Source organism: Acinetobacter indicus (assembly GCF_009914475.1).
Lineage (GTDB): Bacteria > Pseudomonadota > Gammaproteobacteria > Pseudomonadales > Moraxellaceae > Acinetobacter > Acinetobacter indicus.
Genome location: NZ_CP045198.1, coordinates 2609752 through 2636748, shown reverse-complemented (window position 1 = coordinate 2636748; position 26997 = coordinate 2609752). Strand labels below are relative to the sequence as shown.

The 26997-nt window shown below is 43.0% G+C and carries 33 protein-coding genes, 2 tRNA genes and 3 pseudogenes; 17 read left to right on the top strand and 21 right to left on the bottom strand.

Annotated features, from left to right (window positions below; translation table 11 throughout):
* Positions 1–5 precede the first annotated feature (5 nt).
* Positions 6–398, bottom strand: a complete 393-nt coding sequence (locus GA693_RS12995; RefSeq protein ID WP_160241736.1) for a SirB2 family protein — start codon at positions 396–398, stop codon at positions 6–8.
* 32 nt (positions 399–430) lie between these two features.
* Entirely contained in the window at positions 431–739 is a 309-nt protein-coding gene (locus GA693_RS12990; RefSeq protein WP_016658959.1) for a BolA family protein, read from the bottom strand.
* A 232-nt stretch (positions 740–971) separates the two neighbouring features.
* Here GA693_RS12990 and GA693_RS12985 point away from each other — a divergent pair.
* Together GA693_RS12985 and GA693_RS12980 are read left to right on the top strand one after the other, a co-directional pair.
* Positions 972–1047, top strand: a tRNA-Gly gene (locus tag GA693_RS12985).
* Positions 1048–1092: 45 nt separating this feature from the next.
* Positions 1093–1168, top strand: a tRNA-Gly gene (locus GA693_RS12980).
* A gap of 325 nt (positions 1169–1493) precedes the next feature.
* On the opposite strand, the gene GA693_RS12975 is transcribed toward GA693_RS12980, so the two are convergent.
* Complete coding sequence (locus GA693_RS12975) at positions 1494–1721, bottom strand: helix-turn-helix domain-containing protein (protein WP_160241737.1); 228 nt, start codon at positions 1719–1721, stop codon at positions 1494–1496.
* A gap of 115 nt (positions 1722–1836) precedes the next feature.
* Between GA693_RS12975 and GA693_RS12970 the strand changes: the two genes are divergently transcribed.
* From GA693_RS12970 to GA693_RS12935, 8 genes are all read left to right on the top strand, one after another.
* Positions 1837–2046, top strand: coding sequence for a hypothetical protein (locus GA693_RS12970; RefSeq protein ID WP_000122748.1), 210 nt, complete (start codon positions 1837–1839; stop codon positions 2044–2046).
* A gap of 19 nt (positions 2047–2065) precedes the next feature.
* Complete coding sequence (locus tag GA693_RS12965) at positions 2066–3247, top strand: site-specific integrase (RefSeq protein WP_160241738.1); 1182 nt, start codon at positions 2066–2068, stop codon at positions 3245–3247.
* A complete protein-coding gene (locus GA693_RS12960; RefSeq protein WP_004895356.1) occupies positions 3240–3488 on the top strand; it encodes a hypothetical protein in 249 nt (82 codons plus the stop codon). The genes GA693_RS12965 and GA693_RS12960 overlap by 8 nt, the downstream gene beginning before the upstream one ends.
* Positions 3489–3560: 72 nt before the next feature.
* Positions 3561–4121 carry a DUF1376 domain-containing protein gene (locus GA693_RS12955; protein ID WP_160241739.1) on the top strand — a complete coding sequence of 187 codons (561 nt, stop codon included), beginning with the start codon at positions 3561–3563 and terminating at the stop codon, positions 4119–4121.
* A gap of 10 nt (positions 4122–4131) precedes the next feature.
* Positions 4132–4878, top strand: a complete 747-nt coding sequence (locus GA693_RS12950) for an ATP-binding protein (protein WP_160241740.1) — start codon at positions 4132–4134, stop codon at positions 4876–4878.
* Positions 4879–5100: 222 nt separating this feature from the next.
* The gene (locus GA693_RS12945; protein ID WP_160241741.1) at positions 5101–5238 is read left to right on the top strand and encodes a hypothetical protein; all 138 of its coding nucleotides are present in this window, start codon (positions 5101–5103) and stop codon (positions 5236–5238) included.
* A 284-nt stretch (positions 5239–5522) separates the two neighbouring features.
* Positions 5523–6041, top strand: a complete 519-nt coding sequence (locus GA693_RS12940) for a tetratricopeptide repeat protein (protein WP_160243721.1) — start codon at positions 5523–5525, stop codon at positions 6039–6041.
* Positions 6042–6272: 231 nt separating this feature from the next.
* On the top strand, positions 6273–6977 hold the full coding sequence (locus tag GA693_RS12935; RefSeq protein ID WP_160241742.1) for an SDR family oxidoreductase: 705 nt from the start codon (positions 6273–6275) through the stop codon (positions 6975–6977).
* Positions 6978–7044: 67 nt separating this feature from the next.
* On the opposite strand, the gene GA693_RS12930 is transcribed toward GA693_RS12935, so the two are convergent.
* Positions 7045–8135 (bottom strand): IS4-like element ISAba1 family transposase gene (locus tag GA693_RS12930; RefSeq protein WP_085940648.1). Its coding sequence is split into 2 segments (ribosomal slippage): positions 7045–7595 and positions 7595–8135, totalling 1092 coding nucleotides; the frame shifts between segments, so codons are not numbered across the junction.
* 89 nt (positions 8136–8224) lie between these two features.
* On the opposite strand from GA693_RS12930, the gene sul2 reads away from it, so the two are divergent.
* Together sul2 and GA693_RS12920 are read left to right on the top strand one after the other, a co-directional pair.
* Complete coding sequence (gene sul2 / locus GA693_RS12925) at positions 8225–9040, top strand: sulfonamide-resistant dihydropteroate synthase Sul2 (RefSeq protein ID WP_001043260.1); 816 nt, start codon at positions 8225–8227, stop codon at positions 9038–9040.
* 86 nt (positions 9041–9126) lie between these two features.
* The gene (locus GA693_RS12920) at positions 9127–9429 is read left to right on the top strand and encodes a phosphoglucosamine mutase (protein WP_000251875.1); all 303 of its coding nucleotides are present in this window, start codon (positions 9127–9129) and stop codon (positions 9427–9429) included.
* 175 nt (positions 9430–9604) lie between these two features.
* Here GA693_RS12920 and GA693_RS12910 read toward each other — a convergent pair whose 3' ends face one another.
* The 6 genes and pseudogenes from GA693_RS12910 to GA693_RS12880 form a co-directional block, all read right to left on the bottom strand.
* Positions 9605–11098, bottom strand: coding sequence for an IS91-like element ISCR2 family transposase (locus GA693_RS12910; protein WP_001120888.1), 1494 nt, complete (start codon positions 11096–11098; stop codon positions 9605–9607).
* Positions 11099–11308: 210 nt separating this feature from the next.
* Complete coding sequence (locus tag GA693_RS12905) at positions 11309–11533, bottom strand: hypothetical protein (protein ID WP_000743213.1); 225 nt, start codon at positions 11531–11533, stop codon at positions 11309–11311.
* Entirely contained in the window at positions 11530–12267 is a 738-nt protein-coding gene (locus GA693_RS12900; protein WP_001366550.1) for a recombinase family protein, read from the bottom strand. The genes GA693_RS12905 and GA693_RS12900 overlap by 4 nt, the downstream gene beginning before the upstream one ends.
* A gap of 148 nt (positions 12268–12415) precedes the next feature.
* On the bottom strand, positions 12416–13582 hold the full coding sequence (locus GA693_RS12895; RefSeq protein WP_024160783.1) for a tetracycline-inactivating monooxygenase Tet(X3): 1167 nt from the start codon (positions 13580–13582) through the stop codon (positions 12416–12418).
* Positions 13583–13771: 189 nt separating this feature from the next.
* Positions 13772–14437, bottom strand: a complete 666-nt coding sequence (locus GA693_RS12890) for a tyrosine-type recombinase/integrase (RefSeq protein WP_168400355.1) — start codon at positions 14435–14437, stop codon at positions 13772–13774.
* A gap of 284 nt (positions 14438–14721) precedes the next feature.
* Positions 14722–15552: pseudogene (locus GA693_RS12880) on the bottom strand (IS91-like element ISCR2 family transposase); the annotation flags it as partial.
* A gap of 63 nt (positions 15553–15615) precedes the next feature.
* Here GA693_RS12880 and GA693_RS12875 point away from each other — a divergent pair.
* Positions 15616–16320, top strand: coding sequence for an IS6-like element IS1006 family transposase (locus GA693_RS12875; protein ID WP_001067784.1), 705 nt, complete (start codon positions 15616–15618; stop codon positions 16318–16320).
* Between the two features lie 166 nt (positions 16321–16486).
* On the opposite strand, the gene GA693_RS12870 is transcribed toward GA693_RS12875, so the two are convergent.
* Entirely contained in the window at positions 16487–17323 is an 837-nt protein-coding gene (locus tag GA693_RS12870) for an aminoglycoside O-phosphotransferase APH(6)-Id (RefSeq protein ID WP_000480972.1), read from the bottom strand.
* Complete coding sequence (gene aph(3'')-Ib, locus GA693_RS12865; RefSeq protein ID WP_001082319.1) at positions 17323–18126, bottom strand: aminoglycoside O-phosphotransferase APH(3'')-Ib; 804 nt, start codon at positions 18124–18126, stop codon at positions 17323–17325. Before aph(3'')-Ib ends, GA693_RS12870 begins: the two co-directional genes overlap by 1 nt.
* Before the next feature lie 101 nt (positions 18127–18227).
* On the opposite strand from aph(3'')-Ib, the gene GA693_RS12860 reads away from it, so the two are divergent.
* A protein-coding gene (locus GA693_RS12860) for an IS4-like element ISAba1 family transposase (RefSeq protein WP_085940648.1) occupies positions 18228–19318 on the top strand; the annotation gives its coding sequence in 2 pieces (ribosomal slippage) (positions 18228–18768 and positions 18768–19318; 1092 coding nt in all).
* A gap of 42 nt (positions 19319–19360) precedes the next feature.
* On the opposite strand, the gene GA693_RS12855 is transcribed toward GA693_RS12860, so the two are convergent.
* The gene (locus GA693_RS12855) at positions 19361–20401 is read right to left on the bottom strand and encodes an IS481 family transposase (RefSeq protein ID WP_160241744.1); all 1041 of its coding nucleotides are present in this window, start codon (positions 20399–20401) and stop codon (positions 19361–19363) included.
* Between the two features lie 274 nt (positions 20402–20675).
* On the opposite strand from GA693_RS12855, the gene GA693_RS12850 reads away from it, so the two are divergent.
* Positions 20676–21808 (top strand): IS3-like element ISAba14 family transposase gene (locus tag GA693_RS12850; RefSeq protein ID WP_223155595.1). Its coding sequence is split into 2 segments (ribosomal slippage): positions 20676–20928 and positions 20928–21808, totalling 1134 coding nucleotides; the frame shifts between segments, so codons are not numbered across the junction.
* Between the two features lie 135 nt (positions 21809–21943).
* Here the strand turns inward: GA693_RS12850 and GA693_RS12845 are convergent.
* The 5 genes and pseudogenes from GA693_RS12845 to GA693_RS15015 form a co-directional block, all read right to left on the bottom strand.
* Positions 21944–22354 (bottom strand): PH domain-containing protein, encoded by a 411-nt coding sequence (locus tag GA693_RS12845; protein WP_160241745.1) that lies wholly within the window; start codon positions 22352–22354, stop codon positions 21944–21946.
* 73 nt (positions 22355–22427) lie between these two features.
* Complete coding sequence (locus GA693_RS12840; RefSeq protein ID WP_000221359.1) at positions 22428–22721, bottom strand: type II toxin-antitoxin system RelE family toxin; 294 nt, start codon at positions 22719–22721, stop codon at positions 22428–22430.
* Positions 22711–22956, bottom strand: coding sequence for a type II toxin-antitoxin system RelB/DinJ family antitoxin (locus GA693_RS12835; RefSeq protein WP_160232242.1), 246 nt, complete (start codon positions 22954–22956; stop codon positions 22711–22713). The genes GA693_RS12840 and GA693_RS12835 overlap by 11 nt, the downstream gene beginning before the upstream one ends.
* Positions 22957–23038: 82 nt before the next feature.
* Positions 23039–23194, bottom strand: a complete 156-nt coding sequence (locus GA693_RS12830) for a hypothetical protein (protein ID WP_160241746.1) — start codon at positions 23192–23194, stop codon at positions 23039–23041.
* Positions 23168–23463 (bottom strand): annotated as a pseudogene (locus GA693_RS15015) (integrase core domain-containing protein); the annotation flags it as partial. The pseudogene GA693_RS15015 and the gene GA693_RS12830, both read right to left, overlap by 27 nt.
* Before the next feature lie 298 nt (positions 23464–23761).
* Here GA693_RS15015 and GA693_RS12820 point away from each other — a divergent pair.
* A complete protein-coding gene (locus GA693_RS12820) occupies positions 23762–24697 on the top strand; it encodes an HNH endonuclease (protein ID WP_160241747.1) in 936 nt (311 codons plus the stop codon).
* A 329-nt stretch (positions 24698–25026) separates the two neighbouring features.
* On the opposite strand, the gene GA693_RS12815 is transcribed toward GA693_RS12820, so the two are convergent.
* Positions 25027–25398: a hypothetical protein gene (locus GA693_RS12815; RefSeq protein ID WP_004726814.1), complete on the bottom strand. Its 372-nt coding sequence runs from the start codon at positions 25396–25398 to the stop codon at positions 25027–25029.
* A 121-nt stretch (positions 25399–25519) separates the two neighbouring features.
* The gene (locus tag GA693_RS12810) at positions 25520–26224 is read right to left on the bottom strand and encodes an IS6-like element IS1006 family transposase (RefSeq protein ID WP_001067784.1); all 705 of its coding nucleotides are present in this window, start codon (positions 26222–26224) and stop codon (positions 25520–25522) included.
* A gap of 96 nt (positions 26225–26320) precedes the next feature.
* Between GA693_RS12810 and GA693_RS12805 the strand changes: the two are divergent.
* Positions 26321–26614 (top strand): annotated as a pseudogene (locus GA693_RS12805) (IS5/IS1182 family transposase); the annotation flags it as partial.
* Between the two features lie 131 nt (positions 26615–26745).
* Here the strand turns inward: GA693_RS12805 and GA693_RS12800 are convergent.
* On the bottom strand, positions 26746–26955 hold the full coding sequence (locus GA693_RS12800; protein WP_160241748.1) for a hypothetical protein: 210 nt from the start codon (positions 26953–26955) through the stop codon (positions 26746–26748).
* Positions 26956–26997: the final 42 nt, after the last annotated feature.

Below are 26997 nucleotides of genomic sequence, written 5' to 3'. Positions count from 1 at the left end.
AACAATTAACCAAAACTTGGCTTGATCATTACCAAGGCGATAATCGCCAGTAATGCAACCAGGGCTATGCCCCAGCCGGCGCGGCGTTGCACCAGTAAAATACTGTCCGTTTTACGGTAGGCTTTCATTAACGAAGACAGCATCACCAGGAATAAAATGATTTTGGCATAAAACCAGGTTTCGACCTGAAAATCCTTTAATGCCAGCAGCACAATTCCGGTTACTACTATCAGCGTAACCGATAAATGTTGTAGCGCCACCCATAGTGTGCGTCCGGCCGGATTGGGCTGGTTGCCCTGCACGCCTTTAAATAAGGTCAGGCCACGGGCCAGCAGAATGACCAGCAATACGCTGATGCTGGTCATATGAATAATTTTAAGTAAAAGTTGGGTTTCCATGAACTGTTCTGATCTCTATTTCTTGTTCCGGGTTATTGTTTCGGGGCGTGGGCACATTCCGGGCTTGAGGTATCCTGTCCTTGCCATTCATCCTGAACAAAGGCATGAATTGCCAGCGCATGAATCTTGCTTGGACTTAACAGATCACCGACCGCGGCATAGACTTGTTGATGACGCTGCACCAGACGTAAACCGGCAAACTGTTCACTGACGATTACCACCTTAAAATGAGATTCCTTCCCCGGATAATAGCCGCCGTGACCAGAAGATTCATTCACCACGTCTAAATGTGTCGGGTTCAGGGTGTGTAAGCGTTCAATCAGTTGTTGTTCTATGCTCATGATCATGCATCCAAAAAGGCCTGAGATTAATCTTAGTATACCCTGTTCTTTTTGCGATATTGTGGCAACCGGCTGAAAACCGGCTTTTTCCCGCCTGAACCGCCGCTATGGGCTGATTTCACAGCAGAAATCATCTAAACCTTGGTCAAAATGGCTTTTATTTATGCAATCAGCACAAGTTTTTTCACAAAGTTATTGACCCTGTTTTTGCATAATGTATTATACACCGCATGCGGGAATAGCTCAGTTGGTAGAGCACAACCTTGCCAAGGTTGGGGTCGCGAGTTCGAGTCTCGTTTCCCGCTCCAAATTCTTTTTTGTTCATTTTTTAAAGTAAAAAATTGATCGACCCTGCGGGAATAGCTCAGTTGGTAGAGCACAACCTTGCCAAGGTTGGGGTCGCGAGTTCGAGTCTCGTTTCCCGCTCCAAATTCAAAAAGCCCTGATCGAAAGATTGGGGCTTTTTTCTTGTTGATTTTATTATATTTTTTAAAAACTCTTCTTCCTTTGTTATTCGATTCAATAAAAAATATTCTTAATGTAATTTGTATTTTGTGACCAAGATGTGACCATAGCGTGCCCACAACAAAAAAAATGGTCTCAATTGATCTTAAATGTCCTCAATCGATCACCACTTTCAGAGCTTTTTTGAAGGCAAAAAATCACCCTGTTCTCTTCCAAACAAGGTATTTTTTACCAAATGATCAATAATTTGTGACCATTTCACTTTTTGATGTGACCATTTGTGACCAAACTACTGACTAACAGATTGTTCTTTATTGTCTTTTTCAAAAACAAATAAATCCCCTACCTGTACATCCAAATAATCACAAATTCGATCGATGGTCTCCAAATCAATTCGAGTCAATTCGCCATTATAAAGCTTATGCAAAGTTGTCTTATTAATGCCTGTACCACGAATTAAGTCAGCTACACGCATTTTTCTTTCAGCCAACAATATTGGTAGCTTACAAATAACCATTAATTTTTCCTCTAATACAATGAAAATTTAATTGCATTTAATTAAATTTGAGGTTATTTTAGGTCTAAGGATGAAAAATTCCTTACATCCGATGAATTACGCTAGGAATACAATTATGTCATATACCTATCTCACAGCCCAGCAACTGGCTGAAAAAATCCAGTACGACGCTCGTACCATTCGCAACCAGCTGAAGGACAGTGTCTTTATTGAAGGTGTTCACTACATCCGTCCTTTTGGTGGCCGCAAAATTCTTTTTGTTTGGGAACGTATTGAAACTGAAATGCTTAAATTCACTGGTTTAAGCATGGATGCTTTGCAATAAGGCTTAGGAGGTTTAACTGATGGCTACCATCCGGGAACGAAGTGGCAAACTGATTGCCGACTTTCGCTACATGGGCATTCGTTGCAGAGAAACAACCAATCTTGAAGACAATGCCTATAACCGTCGCATTTTGAAAAAACGTCTCGAACAGCTTGAGGCAGAAATCACACTGGGCACTTTTGAATACGAAAAGTACTTTCCAAAAAGTAAACGTGTCGATGATTTTAAGGAAAAAAGAAGTCAGCAAATCGCTGTACAAACTAGGGTTCCTCTTTTTAAAGAGTTTACTGAATTGTGGTTTAAGCAGAAACAAGTTGAATGGAGAACCTCATACCAGCAAAAGGTTTCAATTGTAATCAAAAACTATTTGATTCCTGCTTTTGGTAATCAGGTTCTCTCGAAAATCAAGAAGTCAGACTTGCTGAACTTCCGTGCCTCTCTCGCCAAAGTGACACACGGAAAAGATCAGACAAGTCTAAAAGCATCGAGGATCAATCAAATCATGACGCCTTTACGTATGATACTCAATGATGCGGCTGAACGATACGAGTTTGAGTCGCCTTATAAAAATATTAACAATCTGAAGGAAAGCAAGATTGAAGTCACACCTTTTTCTCTGGAAGAGGTGCATAAAATTCTTACCACAGTGCGTGAAGATTTCCGCCCCTATTACACCATTCGCTTTTTTACGGGTATGCGTACCAGTGAAATCGATGGTCTGCAATGGAAAAATATCGACTTACAACGTCGTGAAATCCATATCAGAGAAGCGTTAGTGAATGGTGTGCTTGGTGGAACCAAAACTTATGGTTCTGACCGTACCATCCAAATGAGTGATCGGGTTTATCAGGCCTTCCTACAACAGAAAAGCTTAAATAATGGCAAATCAGAGTTTGTATTCTGCAATCGTGACGGTGGACCTCTCGATTACCGTCTGGTGAATAAACGTGTCTGGCATCCGATCTTGCGCTTTCTAGGATTGAAGCCTAGAAGAGCCTATCAAACACGTCATACCGCAGCAACACTCTGGCTGTCGGCGGGAGAGAATCCGGAATGGATCGCACGTCAATTGGGGCATTCAACGACTGAAATGCTATTCCGGGTCTATAGCCGTTACATCCCCAATGTTACGCGTCGCGATGGCAGTGCTTTTGAAGCCATGCTGGAAAAACTAAATACAGAGGAGCTTGCACATGAATAGTAAAGCTTTCTTTGGTGGTGTGGTCGTCAGTCCTGAAGCAGATATGGTCGCTCGTGAATTAATCCATGAGCTACACATTCCCAAACTGCACAATCTGGCATTTTTGCTGGAGATCAACAAATGCTTCGATGATCACCAGGCGTTGAGACTCTGGTTACAGCGAATGTTGGATGAAGGGCAAGCCCATTACGATGACTTGGCCCAACAGGCCCGTCTCCGCTTAATGAGTCTCGCTCACTAATAAAACAAACACAGACAGAAGGTCATCCAATCGATGACCTTAGCCCCTCTATATCTATAAAAAGGTGAACACATGCATAAAGATATTTCAATTTGGATGCCACTCTATATTGGCGACCTACAGGCAAAATTTGCACGAATGACGGCAGAACAAATTGGTGCGGCACTGCTGTTAATGATGGATTTCTGGAAAAATGGTGCCATCCCTCATGACCTAGCTACTGTATGTAGCATCACGAAATTACCTCAGCACACCAAGGCTAAAACTTTGTTGAATACGCTGATGGCTCTGGAATTGTTTGAAGTCGAGTCTGAGCAGATTCATTCAAGTTTTTTAACCAGTTTAAAAAGCCAGGCATTGCAAAATCAGCAAATGAAATCTGATAAAGCTAAAAATGCAGCTCAAGCACGCTGGAATAAATCCGCAAGTAATGCTCAAGCATCAACCAAGCAACGAAAAGTAAATGCTCAAGCAGCTCCTGAGAAGAGCTCGAGTATTACTCAAGCCATGCTTGAATCATGCCCTTCATCTTCATCTTCATCTTCATCTTCATCTTCATCTTCATCTTCATCTTCATCTTCAAATTTTGAAGAAAAAAATGAGAGTTTTTTAGAAAATTCAAAATGGATTTAGGAGATCAGCCATGAATACCATGCTTAAAACACTCCAGTTTCGCGCAGAAACAATAGAAACACTCTGCCCTACCCATCATATACCCCTGATGGAAATCGCCGGTCACAGGCTCTGTAAATTGTGTGCCAAAGAAACCGTCCATCACTCACATGCAGCCTATGCAGATGAGCTGCAACAGCGATTGCTACAACAGAAAATTAAAAATTCAGGGCTCAATAAACGTTACCTGGATCGTGGCTTCAAGAATTATGTAGTTGCATGCCCTGCACAAGACGATACCATCAAACTATGTCAGGCCTTTGCACAGCAGATTATTTCTGACCACAACCCGAACATGTTGATGATTGGTACACCGGGTACAGGTAAAACCCATCTGAGTGCATCAATTATTCGCAACATTCTGCATAATAGTACAAAATCTGCACGCTACTATACCAGTGCAGAAATCGCTCAAAAAATGATGGATACCTGGTCAGATGCTTCACGCTCTGAGAAAGAAGTTATCGACCATTTCTCCAGTTTTGATTTATTGGTGATTGATGAATATGGCCTGCATGACCGGCATGAAAAACGCCTGGAGATGGTGCATAAGATCTTATATAGTCGTTATGACAATATGAAATCTACCCTGCTGATTTCCAATTTCACAGTCCAAAATATGCAGCGGGATTTAGGTGTCCGATTATGGTCACGATTACATGAAAACAATTTGATTGTAGTACCGTGTTATTGGGATGATCGACGAATAAGCGGATAGCCAAACTCTTTGCTCAAGCCAATTATCTTCCGAGATAATTGGCTTTCTTTCTAAAGATTCAGAACATCTAACCCAGCAGATAACTCTCGGTTTCCACAATCAATATCCTATTAAGTTTGAACGGCTTTGTTGCACAAAGATTTCATAACTATATGATTTTAAAAGTTTTGATTATTTTTTGATCCAAAATTAAATTTATTTAAATCAGATGCTTACATATTTATGCAACAAAGCCGTGGTAAAGGAATCAACAGAAACGTAGCTAAAGCAATAGAAATAATTAAGCCTTTAGCTGAGTTAGGTGATTCTAAAGCGCAAGAAAATCTTAAATGGTATGTAGAGCATCCAAATCAATATTAATTAAGATTGTCTAAAATTAACATAATACACGTTATACGAAGTCCTAAAAATGAGTTTATGATACTGATTTTTATGTGTTTTTTAAAGTTTAAAGTCTGGACTAGTGTCTAGGCTTTTTCATTTCGTATAACAGCCATTATGTTAAATAGAGATAAGACATACTCTAATTTTAGAGTTTTCTTTTAGGTATGATATAAAAATATACAAGCCTAACAGTTTAGCTTAAAGGTTAAAAATTGAATAAATTAACAAATATTTTTATGGCTTTAGGAGTTTGCCTTTCAATGGAAACATTTGCAGAACCTGTTTTTTCTAATGATTTATTAGCGAAAGCAGAAAATGGAGATACTTCTGCTCAGTTAGAATTAGCCGAGATTTATCTATATGGTCATGGTGTTGATTCAGATGAAAATCAAGCTGAAGTTTGGGCTCTTAAATCAGCAGAAAATGGAAATGTAGCAGCAATGTTTTGGTTAGCTGATGGATATGTTACCTATGCTAGATTAATGGAAGATGATGACAAAAACGATTCTTTAGAACATTTCCAAAAAGCTTTTAAGTGGTTTCAGAAAGCCTCAGAAAATGGCCATTCTGAATCAATGGTTGAGTTAGCTGATCTATATACTCGTGCAGATAGCGGAATAGAAGTTAATATTAATAAAGCTTTTGAACTTCGTGAAAAGGCTGCAAAGTTAGGTAATAAGAAAGCAATGCGAAGTCTTTCCGCTATGTATCGTGATGGTATAGGTATTCCTAAAAATACTGATTTAGCTCAAAGTTGGTGGGATAAGTCTGAAAATTAGTTTTAATATTTCCTAAAATTAACATAATACACGTTATGCGAAATTAGAAAAATGAGTTTATTACACTGATATTTATCTGTTTTTTAAATTTTAGACCTGGGTTGGTGCCCAGGTTTTTTTATTGCGTATAACCACCATTATGTTAAATACATAAATAGGCATTAAAGGTGAATGGACATTCCAGACAGAATTGTTCAGTATCTTTTAGTTTAGTTAGATGGTTGATATCACATGAAAAGAGTTTATTTGGTAACAGGTGCAACTAGGGGGATTGGTAGAGCAATCTGTCAGAAAATAATTGATGATGGTAATGAAGTTATTGGTATTGCAAGAAATATAGAAAATATAGAATTCCCTGGAAAATTATATCAATGTGATTTAAAAAATATTGAGCAGACTCAAGAAGTGCTAGAAAGTATTTCAGCTTCTTATCAGGTCAATGGAATCGTTAATAATGCTGGAATTAGTCTACCTGAGCCCTTAGGTGGAATTAATTTAGAATCTTTAAATGATGTCTGGAACTTAAATGTTCGGACAGCTATTCAAGTTACGCAACATTTTATTGAAGATCTAAAGAAACAAAATTCAGGAAGGATCATTAATATTGGAAGTCGTGCTATGTATGGCTCTAAAGAAAGAACATCTTATGCTGCCGCGAAGAGTGCTTTGGTCGGGTGTACACGTACATGGGCTTTAGAGCTAGCGGATTATGGTATTACAGTGAATTGTGTTGCTCCTGGACCAATTGAAACAGAACTTTTCAGAAAGACTAGACCAAAAGGAAGTGATGCTGAAAAAGCACTATTAGATAAAATACCTCTTGGTAGAATAGGTACGCCAGAGGATGTTGCTAATGCTGTTTCATTTTTACTTTCAGATAATTCAAGCTTCATTACAGGTCAAGTAATTAATGTTGATGGTGGCGGAAGTCTATAAAGCTTTAATTGTACTAGCTCAAACCTGATCTGACAGTTACCCATTTTTTCTCTGTACACGACAAATTTCACAGAACCCTTATCCTATCAGGATTCTGCTTTCTTAAAATTGCCAAAATTTCCTTAAACTCTTCTTTTTTCCCAAAACCAATTAAACGCTGAATCGCCATTTGAACATAGTCTAAACCATAGCGAAATAAACTCATTGAGAGTCGTCCATGCTTCTTTATTTTTATCGCTTTTTTTTGATTATGTTGCCATTCACCCGTTAAGTAACACCAACAGAAGCTTATAGCTAACACCGCAATCAATTTTTTCACTCGTCTAGGGTCTGTCAAGCGCGTATTTTCAAGATTAAACCCGCGTCCTTTGAGACAACTGAATAAGGTTTCAATTTCCCAGCGTAATGCATAATCCTGAATAGCATTGGCATTAAACTGAGGAGAAACGACGAGTAAAAGCTCTCCATTTTCTAACTGTAGTGCACTTATATATAGTTTCACCCGACCAACCAAAATCCGTCGTTTACGACATTCAATTTGACCAACTTTAAGATGGCGAAATAAATCACTAATTTTATGATTCTTTCCTAAATGATTGGTGACAATGAAGTTTTTTTAACACGAATGCAGAAGTTGATGTCTTGTTCAATTAACCATGTAAACCACTGCTCACCGATAAACTCTCTGTCTGCGAACACATTCACAATACGGTCTTTACCAAAAATGGCTATAAAGCGTTGAATCAAAGCAATACGCTCTTTCGTATCTGAATTTCCACGTTTATTAAGCAATGTCCAAAGGATAGGTATCGCTATTCCACGATAAACGATTGCGAGCATCAGGATATTAATATTTCGTTTTCCCCATTTCCAATTGGTTCTATCTAAAGTCAGTTGCACTTGGTCGAATGAAAACATATTGAAAATCAACTGAGAAATTTGACGATAATCAAAATACTGACCTGCAAAGAAGCGCTGCATACGTCGATAAAATGATTGTGGTAAACACTTGATGGGCAAGGCTTTAGATGCAGAAGAAAGATTACATGTTTGCTTTAAAATAATCACAAGCATGATGAGCGCAAAGCACTTTAAATGTGACTTGTTCCATTTTAGAGATTTGTTTAAGATAAGATATAACTCATTGAGATGTGTCATAGTATTCGTCGTTAGAAAACAATTATTGTGACATTATTTCAATGAGTTATCTATTTTTGTCGTGTACAGAGATTATTATAGAAGCCCCCATGAATAAATCGCTCATCATTTTCGGCATCGTCAACATAACCTCGGACAGTTTCTCCGATGGAGGCCGGTATCTGGCGCCAGACGCAGCCATTGCGCAGGCGCGTAAGCTGATGGCCGAGGGGGCAGATGTGATCGACCTCGGTCCGGCATCCAGCAATCCCGACGCCGCGCCTGTTTCGTCCGACACAGAAATCGCGCGTATCGCGCCGGTGCTGGACGCGCTCAAGGCAGATGGCATTCCCGTCTCGCTCGACAGTTATCAACCCGCGACGCAAGCCTATGCCTTGTCGCGTGGTGTGGCCTATCTCAATGATATTCGCGGTTTTCCAGACGCTGCGTTCTATCCGCAATTGGCGAAATCATCTGCCAAACTCGTCGTTATGCATTCGGTGCAAGACGGGCAGGCAGATCGGCGCGAGGCACCCGCTGGCGACATCATGGATCACATTGCGGCGTTCTTTGACGCGCGCATCGCGGCGCTGACGGGTGCCGGTATCAAACGCAACCGCCTTGTCCTTGATCCCGGCATGGGGTTTTTTCTGGGGGCTGCTCCCGAAACCTCGCTCTCGGTGCTGGCGCGGTTCGATGAATTGCGGCTGCGCTTCGATTTGCCGGTGCTTCTGTCTGTTTCGCGCAAATCCTTTCTGCGCGCGCTCACAGGCCGTGGTCCGGGGGATGTCGGGGCCGCGACACTCGCTGCAGAGCTTGCCGCCGCCGCAGGTGGAGCTGACTTCATCCGCACACACGAGCCGCGCCCCTTGCGCGACGGGCTGGCGGTATTGGCGGCGCTGAAAGAAACCGCAAGAATTCGTTAACTGCACATTCGGGATATTTCTCTATATTCGCGGTTCAGCAGGCATGTCCCCTTTGAGGGCGACCCGACGACAGGATAATCGACCTTATGGTGCGCAAATATTTCGGCACAGACGGTATTCGTGGCAAAGCCAACGAAGGCGCGATGACGGCGGAAACCGCCTTGCGCGTCGGCATGGCGGCTGGCCGTGTCTTTCGTCGCGGTGACCACCGCCATCGTGTCGTGATCGGCAAGGATACGCGCCTGTCGGGCTATATGCTTGAACCCGCGCTCACAGCCGGTTTCACCTCGATGGGCATGGACGTATTCCTTTTTGGCCCGCTGCCGACAACGTATAGGAAGAATAAACGCCCTTTTCACCCAAGTCCAACAGCTTTGGACCGCAGTTGACTCTTTCGACACCCCTGCGATGCAACCCAATCCGGCTGACGGGGAGCCAGCAACGCTGAAAATTTACCCTCCTCTTTCCCACTAGCGGCTCCTTTTCCGACAACCAGCACGGCGGATCCCTGCCGCGGCGCTGTGAACGCAGCATTTTGATTGGTATCGTTGGCCTTCAGGCTCGTCAGTCAAACAGACCCAGGAGCAGCTCAGCCGGTGGCGCCCGGCTTTCGGGTAACGCCCTGGTCCCGCTGGTTTCGGCTTTGTGCTTCAGGTGATCAAGGATCTGCTTGATCACTATAGGGTCTTCAATGCAGGCGATGACTTTCATGGCGCCGCCGCAGCCGCTGCAGGTCTCGATGTCGATATTGAAAACACGCTTGAGCCGTTGCGCCCATGTCATCGACGCTCGCCGTTGTGCTGGTGTTGCCGGTTCATCAGCCACCCTGACCTTGTTGCCCCTGCCCCGTTTTGCCGGCGTGACCAACGCCCGGTGCCGACTGTTGGGTGCGAACACCCCGTGGAAGCGGGTTAGGTTGACTCTGGGCTTCGGTACCAGGGCGGCCAGCCTTGCAATGAAATCCAATGGTTCGAAAATGACGTGCGTGGTGCCGTCCCGGTACGGCGTCTTGAGCTGGTAGCGCACGTTGCCGCCTCGTGTTAACGACAGCCGCTTCTCGGATACCGCCGGGCGGCTGATGTACCGGCACAGCCGTTCGAGCTTCTTGCGTTCATCGGCCCTGGCCGCCACGCCGGCGTGCAGGCTGGACCCGGCTACCTTGCCAATCCCGTCACCGAACGGATCACCACTGGTCGGCAGAGTTTGCAAAGTGAACACCTTTCGCCCCGCCTGTGAACCGACAGCGATACGGTAAGTGATCGAGTGCCCCAGCAGGGGTGTCATCGGGTCGTCATCCACCGCATCCGAGGCCAGATAGCTGTTTTCGACATCCCGTTCCAGCAGGCCTTGCCGTTCCAGATAGCGACCCACCCGGTGGGCGATGGTGTGCGTCAGCTGGGTGAGCTCTGGGCTGGTCGGCGCCTTGACCCAGCGGAAACGCGCTGAGCCGTGGGATTGCTCGACATACACACCGTCGAGAAACAGCATGTGGAAGTGAACATTCAGATTGAGCGCCGATCCAAAACGCTGGATCAGGGTGACCGCGCCCGTCTTGGCCACTTGGTGGGTATGGCCCGCTTTCTTGACCAGGTGCGTGGCAATGACGCGGTAAACGATGCCCAGCACCCACCCCATGATCTCGGGCCGGCTGGCAAACAGGAAACGCAGCTGAAACGGGAAGCTCAACACCCACTGACGCATGGGTTGTTCAGGCAGTACTTCATCAACCAGCAAGGCGGCACTTTCGGCCATCCGCCGCGCCCCACAGCTCGGGCAGAAACCGCGACGCTTACAGCTGAAAGCGACCAGGTGCTCGGCGTGGCAAGACTCGCAGCGAACCCGTAGAAAGCCATGCTCCAGCCGCCCGCATTGGAGAAATTCTTCAAATTCCCGTTGCACATAGCCCGGCAATTCCTTTCCCTGCTCTGCCATAAGCGCAGCGAATGCCGGGTAATACTCGTCAACGATCTGATAGAGAAGGGTTTGCTCGGGTCGGTGGCTCTGGTAACGACCAGTATCCCGATCCCGGCTGGCCGTCCTGGCCGCCACATGAGGCATGTTCCGCGTCCTTGCAATACTGTGTTTACATACAGTCTATCGCTTAGCGGAAAGTTCTTTTACCCTCAGCCGAAATGCCTGCCGTTGCTAGACATTGCCAGCCAGTGCCCGTCACTCCCACTCGATTGTAAACAAGCACACAAAACCCTTTAGTGACAACAATTTGCAAGAACTATCAGGCTCAGTGCCATGAAAAATACCATGACCAGATCATGAGGTTGAACACGGCTTGCGCCGGCAGCGTTCACGCTCCTGGTCGGCGATCTCGCCCGGCTGCAATGCTAGCTCAGCATCGGTCATGCGCTCCAGCACGTCGCGTAGGCGGATGGTGCAAGGAATGGGCGGCAGCTCGAACTCATAGCCGCCGGCGATCATTTCGGCCGCAATCTCCTCGGTGATGAAAAACGGCTCGTCGTCTTGGTTCGGCTTCTTCATGCCCTTTCCTCCTGGCGCTCATCCTGGCCGACAGCGGCCAGGGCATCGGCTTCCGTCAATGCGTCCTCCACGAACGCGCCGTGCTGCTTCGCTTCGGCCTGGCTGACCTCGGCCCATATCCGTTTCACCTGGGCCGCACTGTACCCGGCCAGCTCGGCGGTCTTGTTGATGCTGTAGCCGGACTTGCGCAGCGCGACAACTTGGGCGCGGCGCTTCGGATCAGCACGGCGGCCCTTGTACCGCCCGGCCTGGCGGGCCAACTCAATGCCTTGGCGCTGGCGTTCGCGCCTGTCCTCGTAGTCGTCGCGGGCCATCTGCAAGGCCAGGCGAAAAAGCATGATCTGCACGGCTTCCAGCACGATCTTGGCGACGCCCTGGGCCTCGGCCGCCAGGTCGGATAGATCGACCACGCCAGGGACGGCCAGGCGTGCGCCTTTGGCCTGTATCGAGGCCACCAGGCGCTCGGCCTCGGGCAAAGGTAGGCGGCTGATGCGGTCGATCTTCTCGGCAATGACCACCTCGCCGGGCTGTAGGTCGCCGATCATGCGCAGCAGCTCAGGCCGGTCGGCGCGTGCGCCGGATGCCTTCTCACGGTAGATGCCGGCGACGTAGTAGCCGGCGGCCTTCGCGGCCGTAGTGATCGCCTCTTGGCGTTCCAAGTCCTGCGCGTCGGTGCTGACGCGCAGATAGACCCGCGCCACCATCGGCGCGGCTACTGGCTTCGTCCTGCGCATACTTGCGGGCTCCTTTGGGCATACTCAAATGCACCCATCTTAAACTGGCAGCTAATGTACAAAAGTTGATAGAAGCACACAAGTTCAATTTTGCACTTCTGCCCCACTATTGCAAAACTGCTTGTTAGTAGCCGTTTTTTCTTACTGTTTATAGATTCAATAATTTTTGAAACGAAAAATTGGGACTAAACATTTCGGTTTCGTTTTCTGTCGATTCGTCCTGCGTATCTTTTGCATAAACAAACATTTGTTGTTCGTAGTTTTCGATGGCATTTTCAATACTTGTAAATTCTCCGTTTGTAAGGTTTTCAGACAATATCAAAGCATCCAATAATCCCGTATTTACACCCTGTCCTGCAAAAGGCGACATCAAATGAGCAGCATCGCCAATCATTGTTATGGGTAATGGACGGTTACTTTTCCAATCATTGTTCAAAGGAAATTTCCTTGTGGGCAAGCATTGAAATGTTGATACCGAACGTATTAATTGTTTGTAAACTTCACTCCATTTGGAAAATCTTTTCAATAAAAAATCGGCAACGCTGTTTCTGTCCTGAAAATCTAAGGGAATTTTATTTTTCCATTCATCGGGCGTTTTAAAACTAATTCCTAAATACAATGCACCATTATTATTGGGATTGGCAAACAATAAAATGCCCTGATGTCCCGCCATTAATCGGTTGCCGTTGCATAGCTGAAAAAATCCGGGACAGTTTATTTCCGGTTGAAGAATATCAGCTTGGATGTTGAAAGTACCGGTTTCTTCAACTTGCGTGTCGGTAACAAAGCTCCTTATTTTCGACATTCCACCATTGGCAAGAATAACCAAATCTGCTGTTTCACTCGGTTTATTCTCAAAAGTTAGTGTCCACTTCTTCTTACCAGGTTCAAGCATAACAAGTTTTCTATCCCAAATAACCGTGTCGTTTTCTAAACTATTCAACAAGATAGCCCTTAAGTCATTTCTGTTTATTTCAGGATTGTCAAATCGATTTTCGGGCTTTACATTTTTTGTGGATAAAATATTGCCTTTTTCATCAGCAATATTTACACCCATTGGTAAGGCTAAGTCATAATAAGTTTGTAACAATCCCGCTTTTTTCATTGCTTCCTGACCTGAACCTTTGTGTAGGTCAAGGGTTCCACCAAAAATTCTTGCCTCTCGGTCGTTGTCTCTTTCGTAAACTGAAACGTCTATGCCGTTTTGCTGTAATAATTTTGCCATAGTCAGTCCAACGGGTCCACCACCAATTATTGCAACGTTCTTATCACTAAGTAAATTCATTTGTTTGTCTGTATCTATTCGCATTGTCATTCAAAAATGGCACATAACAAGTGGCTATACGCCAAATGGCGTATATATCCACTATATCTTATTTTGCTAAACCTTTCATTATCAGTGACAAATCCGTTTTCAACCGTTTACCGTTCGTTTCTACTCTCTCAAAAGGATTTATATTCATAGTGCTTTTTGTTAAGTTTTGCTCAAATATACAAATCCTTTCTATATATCTAACAAATCCATCGGACTTTTTAATTGTTCCATTCCCTTGGTGGTAATATGTGTATAAACCTCAGTTGTTTTACTGCTTGAATGACCTAACAACGATTGAATATAACGTAAACTCGTACCATTCTCAAGCAAATGCGTTGCAAAGCTATGTCGTAAGGTATGTACAGTAACTTCCTTTTGAATCTTTGCTTTTAAAACAGCTGCTTTAAAAATGTTTTGAATACTTCGGCTTGAGTATGCGCCACCTTTTTGACCTTCAAATAAATAATCTTTTGGTTTATATTCCATAAAGTATGTTCTTAAAATAATTAATGTTTTCTCAGATAAAATGGTATAACGACCTCTTTTTCCTTTTGACTGTTCTATACGAATTTGCATGCGCTTGGAGTCAATGTCTTTTATTTTCAGGTTTATACATTCAGAAATGCGCAAACCTGCCGAATAAATAGTCATCAGAATAGCCTTGTGTTTCACGTTTTCAATAGCGCGTAGTACCCGAATGGTTTCTTCTTCACTCATCACAACAGGAAGTGTTTTTTCTTTTTTTGGTCTTTCGATGAAATATGTTTTCCGTTGTCCACCCAAAACACGTTCGTAATAAAACTTAATCGCATTGATTGCCTGGTTTTGATAAGATATTGAAACTTTTCGCTCCATAACCAAATGTCGGAGAAATGATTGTATATGTCCTTCATTCAATCGATCGACGTATAGGAAGAATAAACGCCCTTTTCACCCAAGTCCAACAGCTTTGGACCGCAGTTGACTCTTTCGACACCCCTGCGATGCAACCCAATCCGGCTGACGGGGAGCCAGCAACGCTGAAAATTTACCCTCCTCTTTCCCACTAGCGGCTCCTTTTCCGACAACCAGCACGGCGGATCCCTGCCGCGGCGCTGTGAACGCAGCATTTTGATTGGTATCGTTGGCCTTCAGGCTCGTCAGTCAAACAGACCCAGGAGCAGCTCAGCCGGTGGCGCCCGGCTTTCGGGTAACGCCCTGGTCCCGCTGGTTTCGGCTTTGTGCTTCAGGTGATCAAGGATCTGCTTGATCACTATAGGGTCTTCAATGCAGGCGATGACTTTCATGGCGCCGCCGCAGCCGCTGCAGGTCTCGATGTCGATATTGAAAACACGCTTGAGCCGTTGCGCCCATGTCATCGACGCTCGCCGTTGTGCTGGTGTTGCCGGTTCATCAGCCACCCTGACCTTGTTGCCCCTGCCCCGTTTTGCCGGCGTGACCAACGCCCGGTGCCGACTGTTGGGTGCGAACACCCCGTGGAAGCGGGTTAGGTTGACTCTGGGCTTCGGTACCAGGGCGGCCAGCCTTGCAATGAAATCCAATGGTTCGAAAATGACGTGCGTGGTGCCGTCCCGGTACGGCGTCTTGAGCTGGTAGCGCACGTTGCCGCCTCGTGTTAACGACAGCCGCTTCTCGGATACCGCCGGGCGGCTGATGTACCGGCACAGCCGTTCGAGCTTCTTGCGTTCATCGGCCCTGGCCGCCACGCCGGCGTGCAGGCTGGACCCGGCTACCTTGCCAATCCCGTCACCGAACGGATCACCACTGGTCGGCAGAGTTTGCAAAGTGAACACCTTTCGCCCCGCCTGTGAACCGACAGCGATACGGTAAGTGATCGAGTGCCCCAGCAGGGGTGTCATCGGGTCGTCATCCACCGCATCCGAGGCCAGATAGCTGTTTTCGACATCCCGTTCCAGCAGGCCTTGCCGTTCCAGATAGCGACCCACCCGGTGGGCGATGGTGTGCGTCAGCGGCACTGTTGCAAATAACCACGAATGGTAAGCTGAAGACTGTTTTAGCTAAAGGTGCAGCATATGAATCCTTTCCATGGTCGGCATTTTCAGGGCGAAATCATTCTTTGGGCTGTGCGCTGGTATTGTAAATATGGCATTAGCTATCGTGAACTGCAGGAAATGCTGGCCGAACGGGGTGTGAATGTTGATCACACGACTATTTACCGTTGGGTTCAACGTTATGCTCCTGAAATAGAAAAACGTTTACGCTGGTATTGGCGTAATCCTACAGATCTGAGCTCGTGGCATATTGATGAAACCTATGTAAAAGTGAATGGACGATGGTCTTATCTGTATCGTGCAGTCGATCAACGTGGCGATACCATTGATTTTTATCTTTCTTCTAGACGTAATACCAAATCAGCATATTGTTTTCTTGGAAAAATTTTAAATAATGTGAAGAAGTGGCAAATTCCACAAGTGATCAACACGGATAAAGCACCCACATATGGACGTGCTTTATCACGGTTAAAACGGGAAGGTAAATGTCCACCAGACCTTGAGCACAGGCAGATTAAGTATAAAAATAACGTGATTGAATGTGATCATGGCAAGCTAAAGCGGATCATCAGGGCCACATTAGGATTCAAATCTATGAAGACGGCTTATGCCACAATTAAAGGTATTGAAGTCATGCGTGCACTACGTAAAGGACAAGCATCGTCATTTTATTATGGTCAGCCTCAGGGTGAAGTGTGTCTAATCAACAGGGTTTTCGGTCTCTAAGTACTTTTTAAAGGGAACATCATCGACTCAAATCTCTATTTGCAACAGTGCCGATAAAAGGGGGTCGTTTGCGGGAGAGGGCGAAATCCTACGCTAAGGCTTTGGCCAACGATATTCTCCGGTAAGATTGATGTGTTCCCAGGGGATAGGAGAAGTCGCTTGATATCTAGTATGACGTCTGTCGCACCTGCTTGATCGCGGCCGCGATAGCTAGATCGCGTTGCTCCTCTTCTCCATCCGCGTTCCAAGCTGCGGAAAGGCACCCATAAGCGTACGCCTGGTCGAGCAGGCGACGCGGATCGACGTCCAGCGCACGAGAGAATGCGTCCGCCATCTGTGCAATGCGTCTAGGATCGAGACAAAGGTCGTCTCTGTCAGCCGGATCGTAGAACATATTGGCGGCGCCAAAGCCCACTTCACCGACCAGACCGACGGGATCTATCACCAGCCAGCCGCGACTGGAGAACATGATGTTTTCATGATGCAGATCGCCATGTAGCCCACGCAGTTCCGAGGCATTGCTCATCATTTGATCGGCTATAATCGCCGCGTGGACGTAGTCAGTTTGACAACCTGCGTTTTGATCATCGCGCGCCCGCTGAAACAAAGCTGCAAAGCGATCCCGGATCGGGAGAAGGGCAGAAGGCAGGGGTTCCTCAGATGCGGCATACAGCTTCGCCATTAGTTCCGCTGCAATTTCGGTCGCCTGGTAGTCGCCGTGCTCGGCAACGATGTGAGAGAGCATTCGCTCCCCGGCATATTCGAGCAACATCAGATTGTTCTCACGACCGAGCAACCGGACTGCTCCCCTCCCATTGCGCCATACCAGATAGTCGGCCCCGCGCAGTTCATCAGCAATGTCTTTTATAGGTTTCAATCCCTTGACGATTGCAGGAGTCCCGTCTGGCAATGAAACTTTCCAAACGAGGCTGGAAAAGGTGTCCGCAATGAGAACAGGTTGCGAAACGTGCCAATGAGCAGGAAAAACAGGCGGCATGAACATCAACCCCAAGTCAGAGGGTCCAATCGCAGATAGAAGGCAAGGCGTTCGCGGTCGGGAGCTTCGATCCCCAATACATTGAATAGGACAGCGAAGGCGCGCTCTGCTTCATCTGGCGCTGCCCAGTTCTCTTCGGCGTTAGCAATCATGAGTGCCAAATCGGCATAGCGATCTGCTGTTCCGAGCCGCCCAAGGTCGATCAGACCCGTGCATTGAAGAGTTTTAGGGTCCACCATGAAGTTCGGCATGCAGGGATCACCATGGCAAACAACCATATCGGTGCGCTCTTGGTCGAGCCGCACCGGTAGCTCTCGTTCGACACGAGCCAAAAGATCGAGCTGCGGCGTACTCTTGTCCTCGTCCGGTAAGAAGTCGGGATTGACGGCATTGCGGGACACCACATCAACGGCGCGTCCGAACATTCGCGACAGCCTGCGCTCAAACGGACATTGATCAACCGATAGGCTGTGAACAGCGCCAAGTTGCTGCCCCATTGACGGCCACGCTTTGAGCAAATCCGCTCCAGACAGATCAGCCGCCGGTACTCCCGGAATTGCCGTTATCACCAAGCATGCACCCTCCTGTTCCTCCTGCCAGTTGATCACCTCGGGGCAAGCCACACCTCGACCTTTGAGCCAAATGAGGCGGTCACGCTCTCCAGCGAGCTCACCGCGGCGGGAAGCAGGTGCGATTTTCGCGAAGGCATGCCCGTCACCACGTCGAAAAACAAAATCACCAGATTCTCCGCCTCTGACAGGCAACCAGTCAGAATGCGATTCACCAAAAAAAATATTAGTTCGATTCAATGGAGGTTCCTTCAGTTTTCTGATGAAGCGCTCTGTACACGACAAAAATAGATAACTCATTGAAATAATGTCACAATAATTGTTTTCTAACGACGAATACTATGACACATCTCAATGAGTTATATCTTATCTTAAACAAATCTCTAAAATGGAACAAGTCACATTTAAAGTGCTTTGCGCTCATCATGCTTGTGATTATTTTAAAGCAAACATGTAATCTTTCTTCTGCATCTAAAGCCTTGCCCATCAAGTGTTTACCACAATCATTTTATCGACGTATGCAGCGCTTCTTTGCAGGTCAGTATTTTGATTATCGTCAAATTTCTCAGTTGATTTTCAATATGTTTTCATTCGACCAAGTGCAACTGACTTTAGATAGAACCAATTGGAAATGGGGAAAACGAAATATTAATATCCTGATGCTCGCAATCGTTTATCGTGGAATAGCGATACCTATCCTTTGGACATTGCTTAATAAACGTGGAAATTCAGATACGAAAGAGCGTATTGCTTTGATTCAACGCTTTATAGCCATTTTTGGTAAAGACCGTATTGTGAATGTGTTCGCAGACAGAGAGTTTATCGGTGAGCAGTGGTTTACATGGTTAATTGAACAAGACATCAACTTCTGCATTCGTGTTAAAAAAACTTCATTGTCACCAATCATTTAGGAAAGAATCATAAAATTAGTGATTTATTTCGCCATCTTAAAGTTGGTCAAATTGAATGTCGTAAACGACGGATTTTGGTTGGTCGGGTGAAACTATATATAAGTGCACTACAGTTAGAAAATGGAGAGCTTTTACTCGTCGTTTCTCCTCAGTTTAATGCCAATGCTATTCAGGATTATGCATTACGCTGGGAAATTGAAACCTTATTCAGTTGTCTCAAAGGACGCGGGTTTAATCTTGAAAATACGCGCTTGACAGACCCTAGACGAGTGAAAAAATTGATTGCGGTGTTAGCTATAAGCTTCTGTTGGTGTTACTTAACGGGTGAATGGCAACATAATCAAAAAAAAGCGATAAAAATAAAGAAGCATGGACGACTCTCAATGAGTTTATTTCGCTATGGTTTAGACTATGTTCAAATGGCGATTCAGCGTTTAATTGGTTTTGGGAAAAAAGAAGAGTTTAAGGAAATTTTGGCAATTTTAAGAAAGCAGAATCCTGATAGGATAAGGGTTCTGTGAAATTTGTCGTGTACAGAGCCATTTTTTATTGTGTCTGTCAGGTTAAATTTGAGCTAAATTCTTCTCAGCCCAAATCCGTTTTCCATCAAGTAAAGTTTCAAATGGTGTGCGACCACAACATATTTTTCCTTGATGAGTTCGTTCAGTATTATAGAATTTCAGCCAATCGTCTAGATCAACTTGTAATTCATCCAATGAGCTATAAAGCTTCTTCCTAAACGTAATTTGATAGAACTCCTGTAATATTGTTTTATGGAAGCGTTCACAGATCCCATTTGTCTGTGGTGATGCAGCTTTTGTCTTCGTGTGATCAATATCATTCACTGCTAGATATAACTCATAATCGTGTTGTTCCACCTTACCGCAATACTCAGTGCCTCTATCTGTAAGAATGCGAAGTATTGGTAAATTCTGAGATTGATAGAAATGTAATACACGGTCATTCAGCAAATCCGCTGCGGTAATCGGTGTTTTAGTTGTGTAGAGCTTGCAATGAACAACCTTGCTATAAGTATCAATAAATGTTTGTTGGTAGATCCGTCCAACACCTTTGAGATTCCCAACATAAAAGGTGTCTTGTGCTCCTAGATAACCAGGATGAGCTGTTTCTATTTCACCACAAGCAACGTCATCCTCATGCTTGCGTTCAAGCGCTGCTATCTGATGATCATTTAACTCAATTCCTTCTTGAGCCACTTTCACTTCAAGGGCTTTTAATCGCTTTTTAAAGTTCTCTAAATCATGGCGAAGCCAAATAGAGCGGACACCACTCCCTGAAACGAATACACCCTTCTTGCGTAACTCATTACTGGTACGGTGCTGACCATATGCAGGATATTGAATTGCAAAATCAATAACAGCCTGTTCAGTAGCATCATCTACGCGATTTTTATAATTTGGTACCCGACGGGACTTATTCATCAGTGCATCAATGTCACCAGAATTTACTAGTTCCTGATAGCGATAAAATGTGTCTCTGGACACACCCATCACTTTACATGCTCTAGATACATTCTGAAGTTCTTCAGCTAAATTGAGCAGACCTACTTTGTGTTTGATAATTTGATTGTTAGTATGCAACATAAGAAAGTTACCTTTTTTTGATTAAGATTTCGACACCTTTATCAAAACGGGTAACTTTCTCTTTTTCAAGAAGAATGTACGATCAAGTCTGAACTAATACACTTTAATAGCTAATATTTAATTATTCTAAAATTAACATAATACACGTTATACGAAGCTAAAAAATTGGGACTATCGCCTTAATTTAGAGATGGATCCGTAAATTTGAACAACTCCTATAAGTGATATTCTGCTCCTCAAATGATGTTATAAACATCAATATATGGAGTATTTTATGGCACGTAGACCAAGAAGAAATCATTCAAATGATTTTAAAGCTAAGGTAGCACTTGCTGCGATTAAAGCAGAAAAAACACTTGCTGAATTGAGTGCTGAGTTTGATGTTCATCAAAACCAAATTATTGACTGGAAAAATCAATTGATCTCAGCTTCCTCGCAAGCTTTCGATCAATCAAAAGCTCCAACAGAACCACCCATCGATCTAAAAAAACTACATGCAAAAATCGGTGAGCAGGCATTAGAAATTGATTTTTTAGAAGGTGTGTTGAAGAAACTGGGCCGCTTCAACCACAAAAGTTAATCGACGACTCACTTCAGATTTCAGTATCTAAGCAAGCTAAGCTGCTGAAAGTCTCCCGTGGTTGTTATTACTATCGCCCAAAACCTGTGAGTGCATCAGATCTGAAGCTGATGCGATGTATTGATGAATTACATATGCAATATCCTTTTGCAGGCAGTCGTATGATGCGTGATTTGTTGAATCGTCAAGGACATCATATAGGACGACGTCATACACGTACTTTAATGAAGAAAATGGGTATTCAGGCGTTATATTGCAAACCAAATTTAAGCCAGGCTAATCAAGCTCACCGTAAATATCCATATCTGCTCAAAGGGTTGGCTATTCAGCGCAGTAATCAAGTGTGGTCTACGGATATAACGTATATCCCTATGGCAAAAGGCTTTGTTTATTTATGTGCTGTGATTGATTGGCATAGCCGCAAGGTACTTGCGCATAGGGTATCGATTAGTATGGAGGTGGATTTTTGTATTTCGGCTTTAAATGAAGCGATTGAAAAATATGGTCGACCTGAAATATTTAATACAGACCAAGGCAGCCAGTTTACCAGTGATGCATTTATTGATGTATTGAAATCAAATGGCATTCAAATCAGTATGGATGGTAAAGGTCGATGGGTAGATAATGTGATGGTTGAACGATTATGGCGGAGCGTTAAATATGAAGAGGTGTATCTCAAAGCTTATAGCAGTGTCACAGATGCGAAAAAGCAATTAAGTGCATATTTTGAGTTTTATAATTTGAAACGACCTCATTCGAGTCTAGACAAAATGACACCAAATGAGTTTTACTATGATCAGCTACCCCAACAAAACAAGGTGGCTTAACTAGAGCGGAATATCACTTATAAATACGCTTTTAGTTGTTCAAACAAGTGGGACCACCTCTTTTTTATGTATTTTTTAAAATTTAAAGCCTAGATCCGAGTCTAGGCTTTTTCATTTCTTATAACAGCCATTATGTTAAATGCGAGAAGATACTTGTTTTATAAATTCAGTTTTATTTCTTGGCGAAACCATGATTGATTTATGAATACCATCTTTTTTATATTCAATTTTTATTCTATCTAAAGATAAAGCTGGAGCTGATAAAGAGTCTGATGTTTCCTTGATCTTTTCAATGCTACTCAATGGAATTTCCCACTTTAAGAATATACTGTGTATCTTTAATATCTCACCGTCGACAACATAGTATGTTGTTGGAATGGGTAACCAAACCACTAGAGCTAAAGAACTGAAAAGGACAGAAAAAATTATATCTTCATGTAAATTTTGGCTATCAAAATTACTATAGACCAAGGTTAAAAGCAGTAAAGAACTTCCTGTCAAAACTATAATCACCCACCAATCTATTTTTGATTTATATTTTTGCATTATTGAATTTCTCTAAAATTAACATAATGGCCGTTATACGAATTCAAAAAATGGGAGCTATAAGCTCCCATTTTTAGTCTTTAATGCGCTTTTTAGCTTCGTCATAAACTATGCTATCAGCTCGTTTCCCGACTGTGATGAGCAAGATAACTACCTGATCATCTTTAACTTGATAGACAAGTCTGACACCAGCTTTTAATAATTTAATTTTATAGCAACCTGCAAGATCGCCTCTCAGCATATTCTTTGGAATATGTGGCTGCTTTATGACTTTGGCTAGTTTCTTCTTAAATTGATCCCGTATAGCAACAGGGAGTTTTTCCCATTCTGCTGTAAAGTCCTTGTGACGTAAAAGCTTATAAGTCATCTAATGTGACTTCCTCAAACATCTCTTTAGGGTCATTAATGCGCTTACGGACAAGAGCTAACAATTCTTCATCTTCTTCTGAAAGCAAAGCTTTTTTGACAGGTAGTTTCCCAGTCGTAGCAACATACTCAAGAATACTAGTAAAGAAATCTGTAGGTGTAATACCTTGTTCTTTAAGGATGGAATAGGATTTTTCTTTAAGGGCTTCATCGACCCTGAAGTTAACAGTAGCCATCATATCTCCCAGTTATTTAATGTACTAGGAGTACTGTAATGCAAATTGCATTACAAGTCGACTTCGTATAACCGCCATTATGTTAAATAGTAGGGTTTGAGTCATCTTCACTACATGTTTTTAAAGCAAACTCTCGTTGTAAAATTTTTTTAGAGTCTTCTGAAAGATTTGATAGATCTAGATCATCTATTGTTTTTCCAGCAGCTTTTGCATAAGCCCATAGTGGAGGACATTTCATTTTTAGCCACTATGCGGATGATTACAATTGTAATCTTCGATCCCACTTGGAAAACATCTCATGACGGTTTCAGCATCCAGCACATCATTCAAGTATACATAATCCACTTTAAACGTCTTTACAAATGCTTCAGCCATCCTATTGCTTTGTGGACTGCGAATCGCTGTTATGCAAATACGAAATCCTAATGACTGAGCAAAAGTACGTCTTGGACGAGCAAGGGCTCTATGTCCAAGCAAATGTATGAACCATTCTACTTGTCCCAACCTGAGTAACCTTCCCTTATGCGAATTGTTCTATGGATTTCCTACTTGGATTGATGTTCGTAAGCACAACATGCTGTACGAACGTGAATCTAATTAGGAAAAATTCACAAAAAAAACAAATACAACAATATTTTTTAATAAAAACACTAATCCCTAGTAAAAAATATTATAAATATTATCAATAATATATAAAAATTATGCATGTTTTTTAATCAAAATTATATAATTCCGATAATAATACCATTTACAAAATAGAATAATCATATGATGATATTGGAAAATTCTTAGAGGTTGATGATCAATGAAAATGAAAGTGAAAGATTACGTAGATGCACAATTAGAAGAGTACAGAGGATCTGATTCAGTCAATTTCTACTGGTGTAATAATAGTCAGACAGGTGATGAAGAAAGGAGTGGTGGCTTCATTTGGTCACCATTCGAGAATGCGGATGGAAGCTTCAATATGTCATATCAACGTATGACTGAGGTCCAACCAGGTGACATCATTTTCTCTTATGCTAAAGGTCAAATGCAGGCTATAGGTGTTGCAAAAACTTCAGCTTACAAAGCACCAAAACCTCATAAGACAGTAGAGTACTGGTCAACAGATGGATGGAAAATAGATGTGGACTTCTCTACTTGCGAAAAGAAGATTAAGTTGAAACCATTCATAGATGAGTTCAAGCATCTCTTACCAGCAAAGTATGCTCCTATGAATTCACTGGGAAATGGTAATCAAGGATCTTACCTAGCTAAGATCGACCTTGGTTTAGCATCATACTTACTCAACAAACTAGCCATTACTAAAATCTACGATCTTGATCTAAAAGATGCTCTAAGTGATGTTCCTGAGACATGCAAGCAAGTCATGACATTCCAGCGAATTGGTCAGGCCGCATTTAAAAAGTCTCTAATGGATGTGTACCAAGGACGTTGCCCAATTACAGGTATCACTGAACCAACTTTGTTACGTGGCAGCCACATTAAAAGATGGGCTGATTCAGATAACTCTGAGCGATTAGACCCTCATAATGGCTTCCTTTTTGCTGTGCATATTGATGCTCTTTTCGATAAAGGGCTCATTACTATTGATGATGATGGGCGTATCTTGTCATCTGACCAGAAGGTGCATGATCTTCTCCTACAAATGAACGTAGATACCACAGCACAAATACCTCTTAGTCGAGAAAACAAATACTATTTAGTCTGGCACCGGAAGCACCTATTCAAGGGGTAACTACACTGTCCGACACAAAAACCAGGCCCACTCTATACTGAGTGGGCCGTCTTATTTGAATCGTGCAACTCGGTACACAGTTGCAATACCATAACTTACTGCCTTCGCGATTTCCTCTTTCAATAATGGGTATGCACAGGCAGTTAGTACTTGCTGGACTGCAGTAATTTTAAAGTTTTCCTAAAATTAACATAATACACGTTATGCGAAATTAGAAAAATGAGTTTATTGCACTGATATTTATCTGTTTTTTAAATTTTAGACCTGGGTTGGTGCCCAGGTTTTTTTATTGCGTATAATATCCATTATGTTAAATAGGGCTTTTAAAATTATTCTTCAATAGAGTTTCCATCAAGGTCATATAGCTTTACTTCTCTTGCACCAGTATTAAGAAATAACTCCTTAAAAGCTCGTATTTCAATCTTAGTTAAATTACCTTGTATCGGCTCCATTATTTGGACAATCGTAATAGGAGCTGTAAACTTGAAAAAAGATAAACCGTTAGAATGGTGTCTCATTAAAGCTTTTAATGTTGTTGTAGCGCTTTCAAAATCTGCCAAAATCATTCTTGGGTGATCATAAGGTGATTTAGGAATTTCAGTTGCTTTGACTGTGCCATTCTCTGCCATCAAACTTATACGGTTTTTATAAAAATGTATCCATATTGCTTTAGGATATTTTTTTAAATCGTCTCTTATCATTTTAGTTCTTAACTTGGATGTTCATTTAATTATAAATATATATTTTTTTTAATTTCAATTGGATAATTCGGCACTGTTGCAAATAGAGATTTGAGTCGATGATGTTCCCTTTAAAAAGTACTTAGAGACCGAAAACCCTGTTGATTAGACACACTTCACCCTGAGGCTGACCATAATAAAATGACGATGCTTGTCCTTTACGTAGTGCACGCATGACTTCAATACCTTTAATTGTGGCATAAGCCGTCTTCATAGATTTGAATCCTAATGTGGCCCTGATGATCCGCTTTAGCTTGCCATGATCACATTCAATCACGTTATTTTTATACTTAATCTGCCTGTGCTCAAGGTCTGGTGGACATTTACCTTCCCGTTTTAACCGTGATAAAGCACGTCCATATGTGGGTGCTTTATCCGTGTTGATCACTTGTGGAATTTGCCACTTCTTCACATTATTTAAAATTTTTCCAAGAAAACAATATGCTGATTTGGTATTACGTCTAGAAGAAAGATAAAAATCAATGGTATCGCCACGTTGATCGACTGCACGATACAGATAAGACCATCGTCCATTCACTTTTACATAGGTTTCATCAATATGCCACGAGCTCAGATCTGTAGGATTACGCCAATACCAGCGTAAACGTTTTTCTATTTCAGGAGCATAACGTTGAACCCAACGGTAAATAGTCGTGTGATCAACATTCACACCCCGTTCGGCCAGCATTTCCTGCAGTTCACGATAGCTAATGCCATATTTACAATACCAGCGCACAGCCCAAAGAATGATTTCGCCCTGAAAATGCCGACCATGGAAAGGATTCATATGCTGCACCTTTAGCTAAAACAGTCTTCAGCTTACCATTCGTGGTTATTTGCAACAGTGCCCTTCAGCTTACCATTCGTGGTTATTTGCAACAGTGCCGTAATTCCACCCAGGAAGAATGCCAAGCCCTGGAAAGATTCTAAAATCAGTTCAATAGAACGAAATGAGTTACTTCAAACGGTTAAGCATTTAGGCAGAACCCTATGGAAAAAATGGTCGGGCTATCACCGTCGCAGTTTGGTGGAAACCAAGATGCATTGCATCAAATTATTAGGAGATAAGCTGACGGCAAGACATTTTCAAAGTCAGGTCAATGAAGTTCATGCGCGTGTGGCAGTTCTGAATAGATTTACGGAATTAGGTAGACCTCACACCCAAGTTGTCACTTAAATTTGAATGGATTGGGGAAAACTCAGCTTTTGAATGTTTATGCAACAAAGCCGGTTTTAGTTATAAACTTATTCATTCAGGAATTATATTGCTGAATGAATAAGTCTAATTGATTTATTTATGCAACCCAACTATTCATTTGATTCATTTGATTCATTTGATTCATTTGATTCATTTGATTCATTATTTTTAACTTGTTTTTGTCTAGAATTTTCAACTTTAGAAGCTTTTAAATTCTTTTCAAGAAATAACAAGCCGCCATCTGCATAACTAAAACTTGCGATACTAAAGAATGCACTAATTAACAGTAATTTAGTACAAAATTTATTTTTGAATAGCATGTTTATTTACTCTCATTTAATACTTGTTAGATATTCTAACTT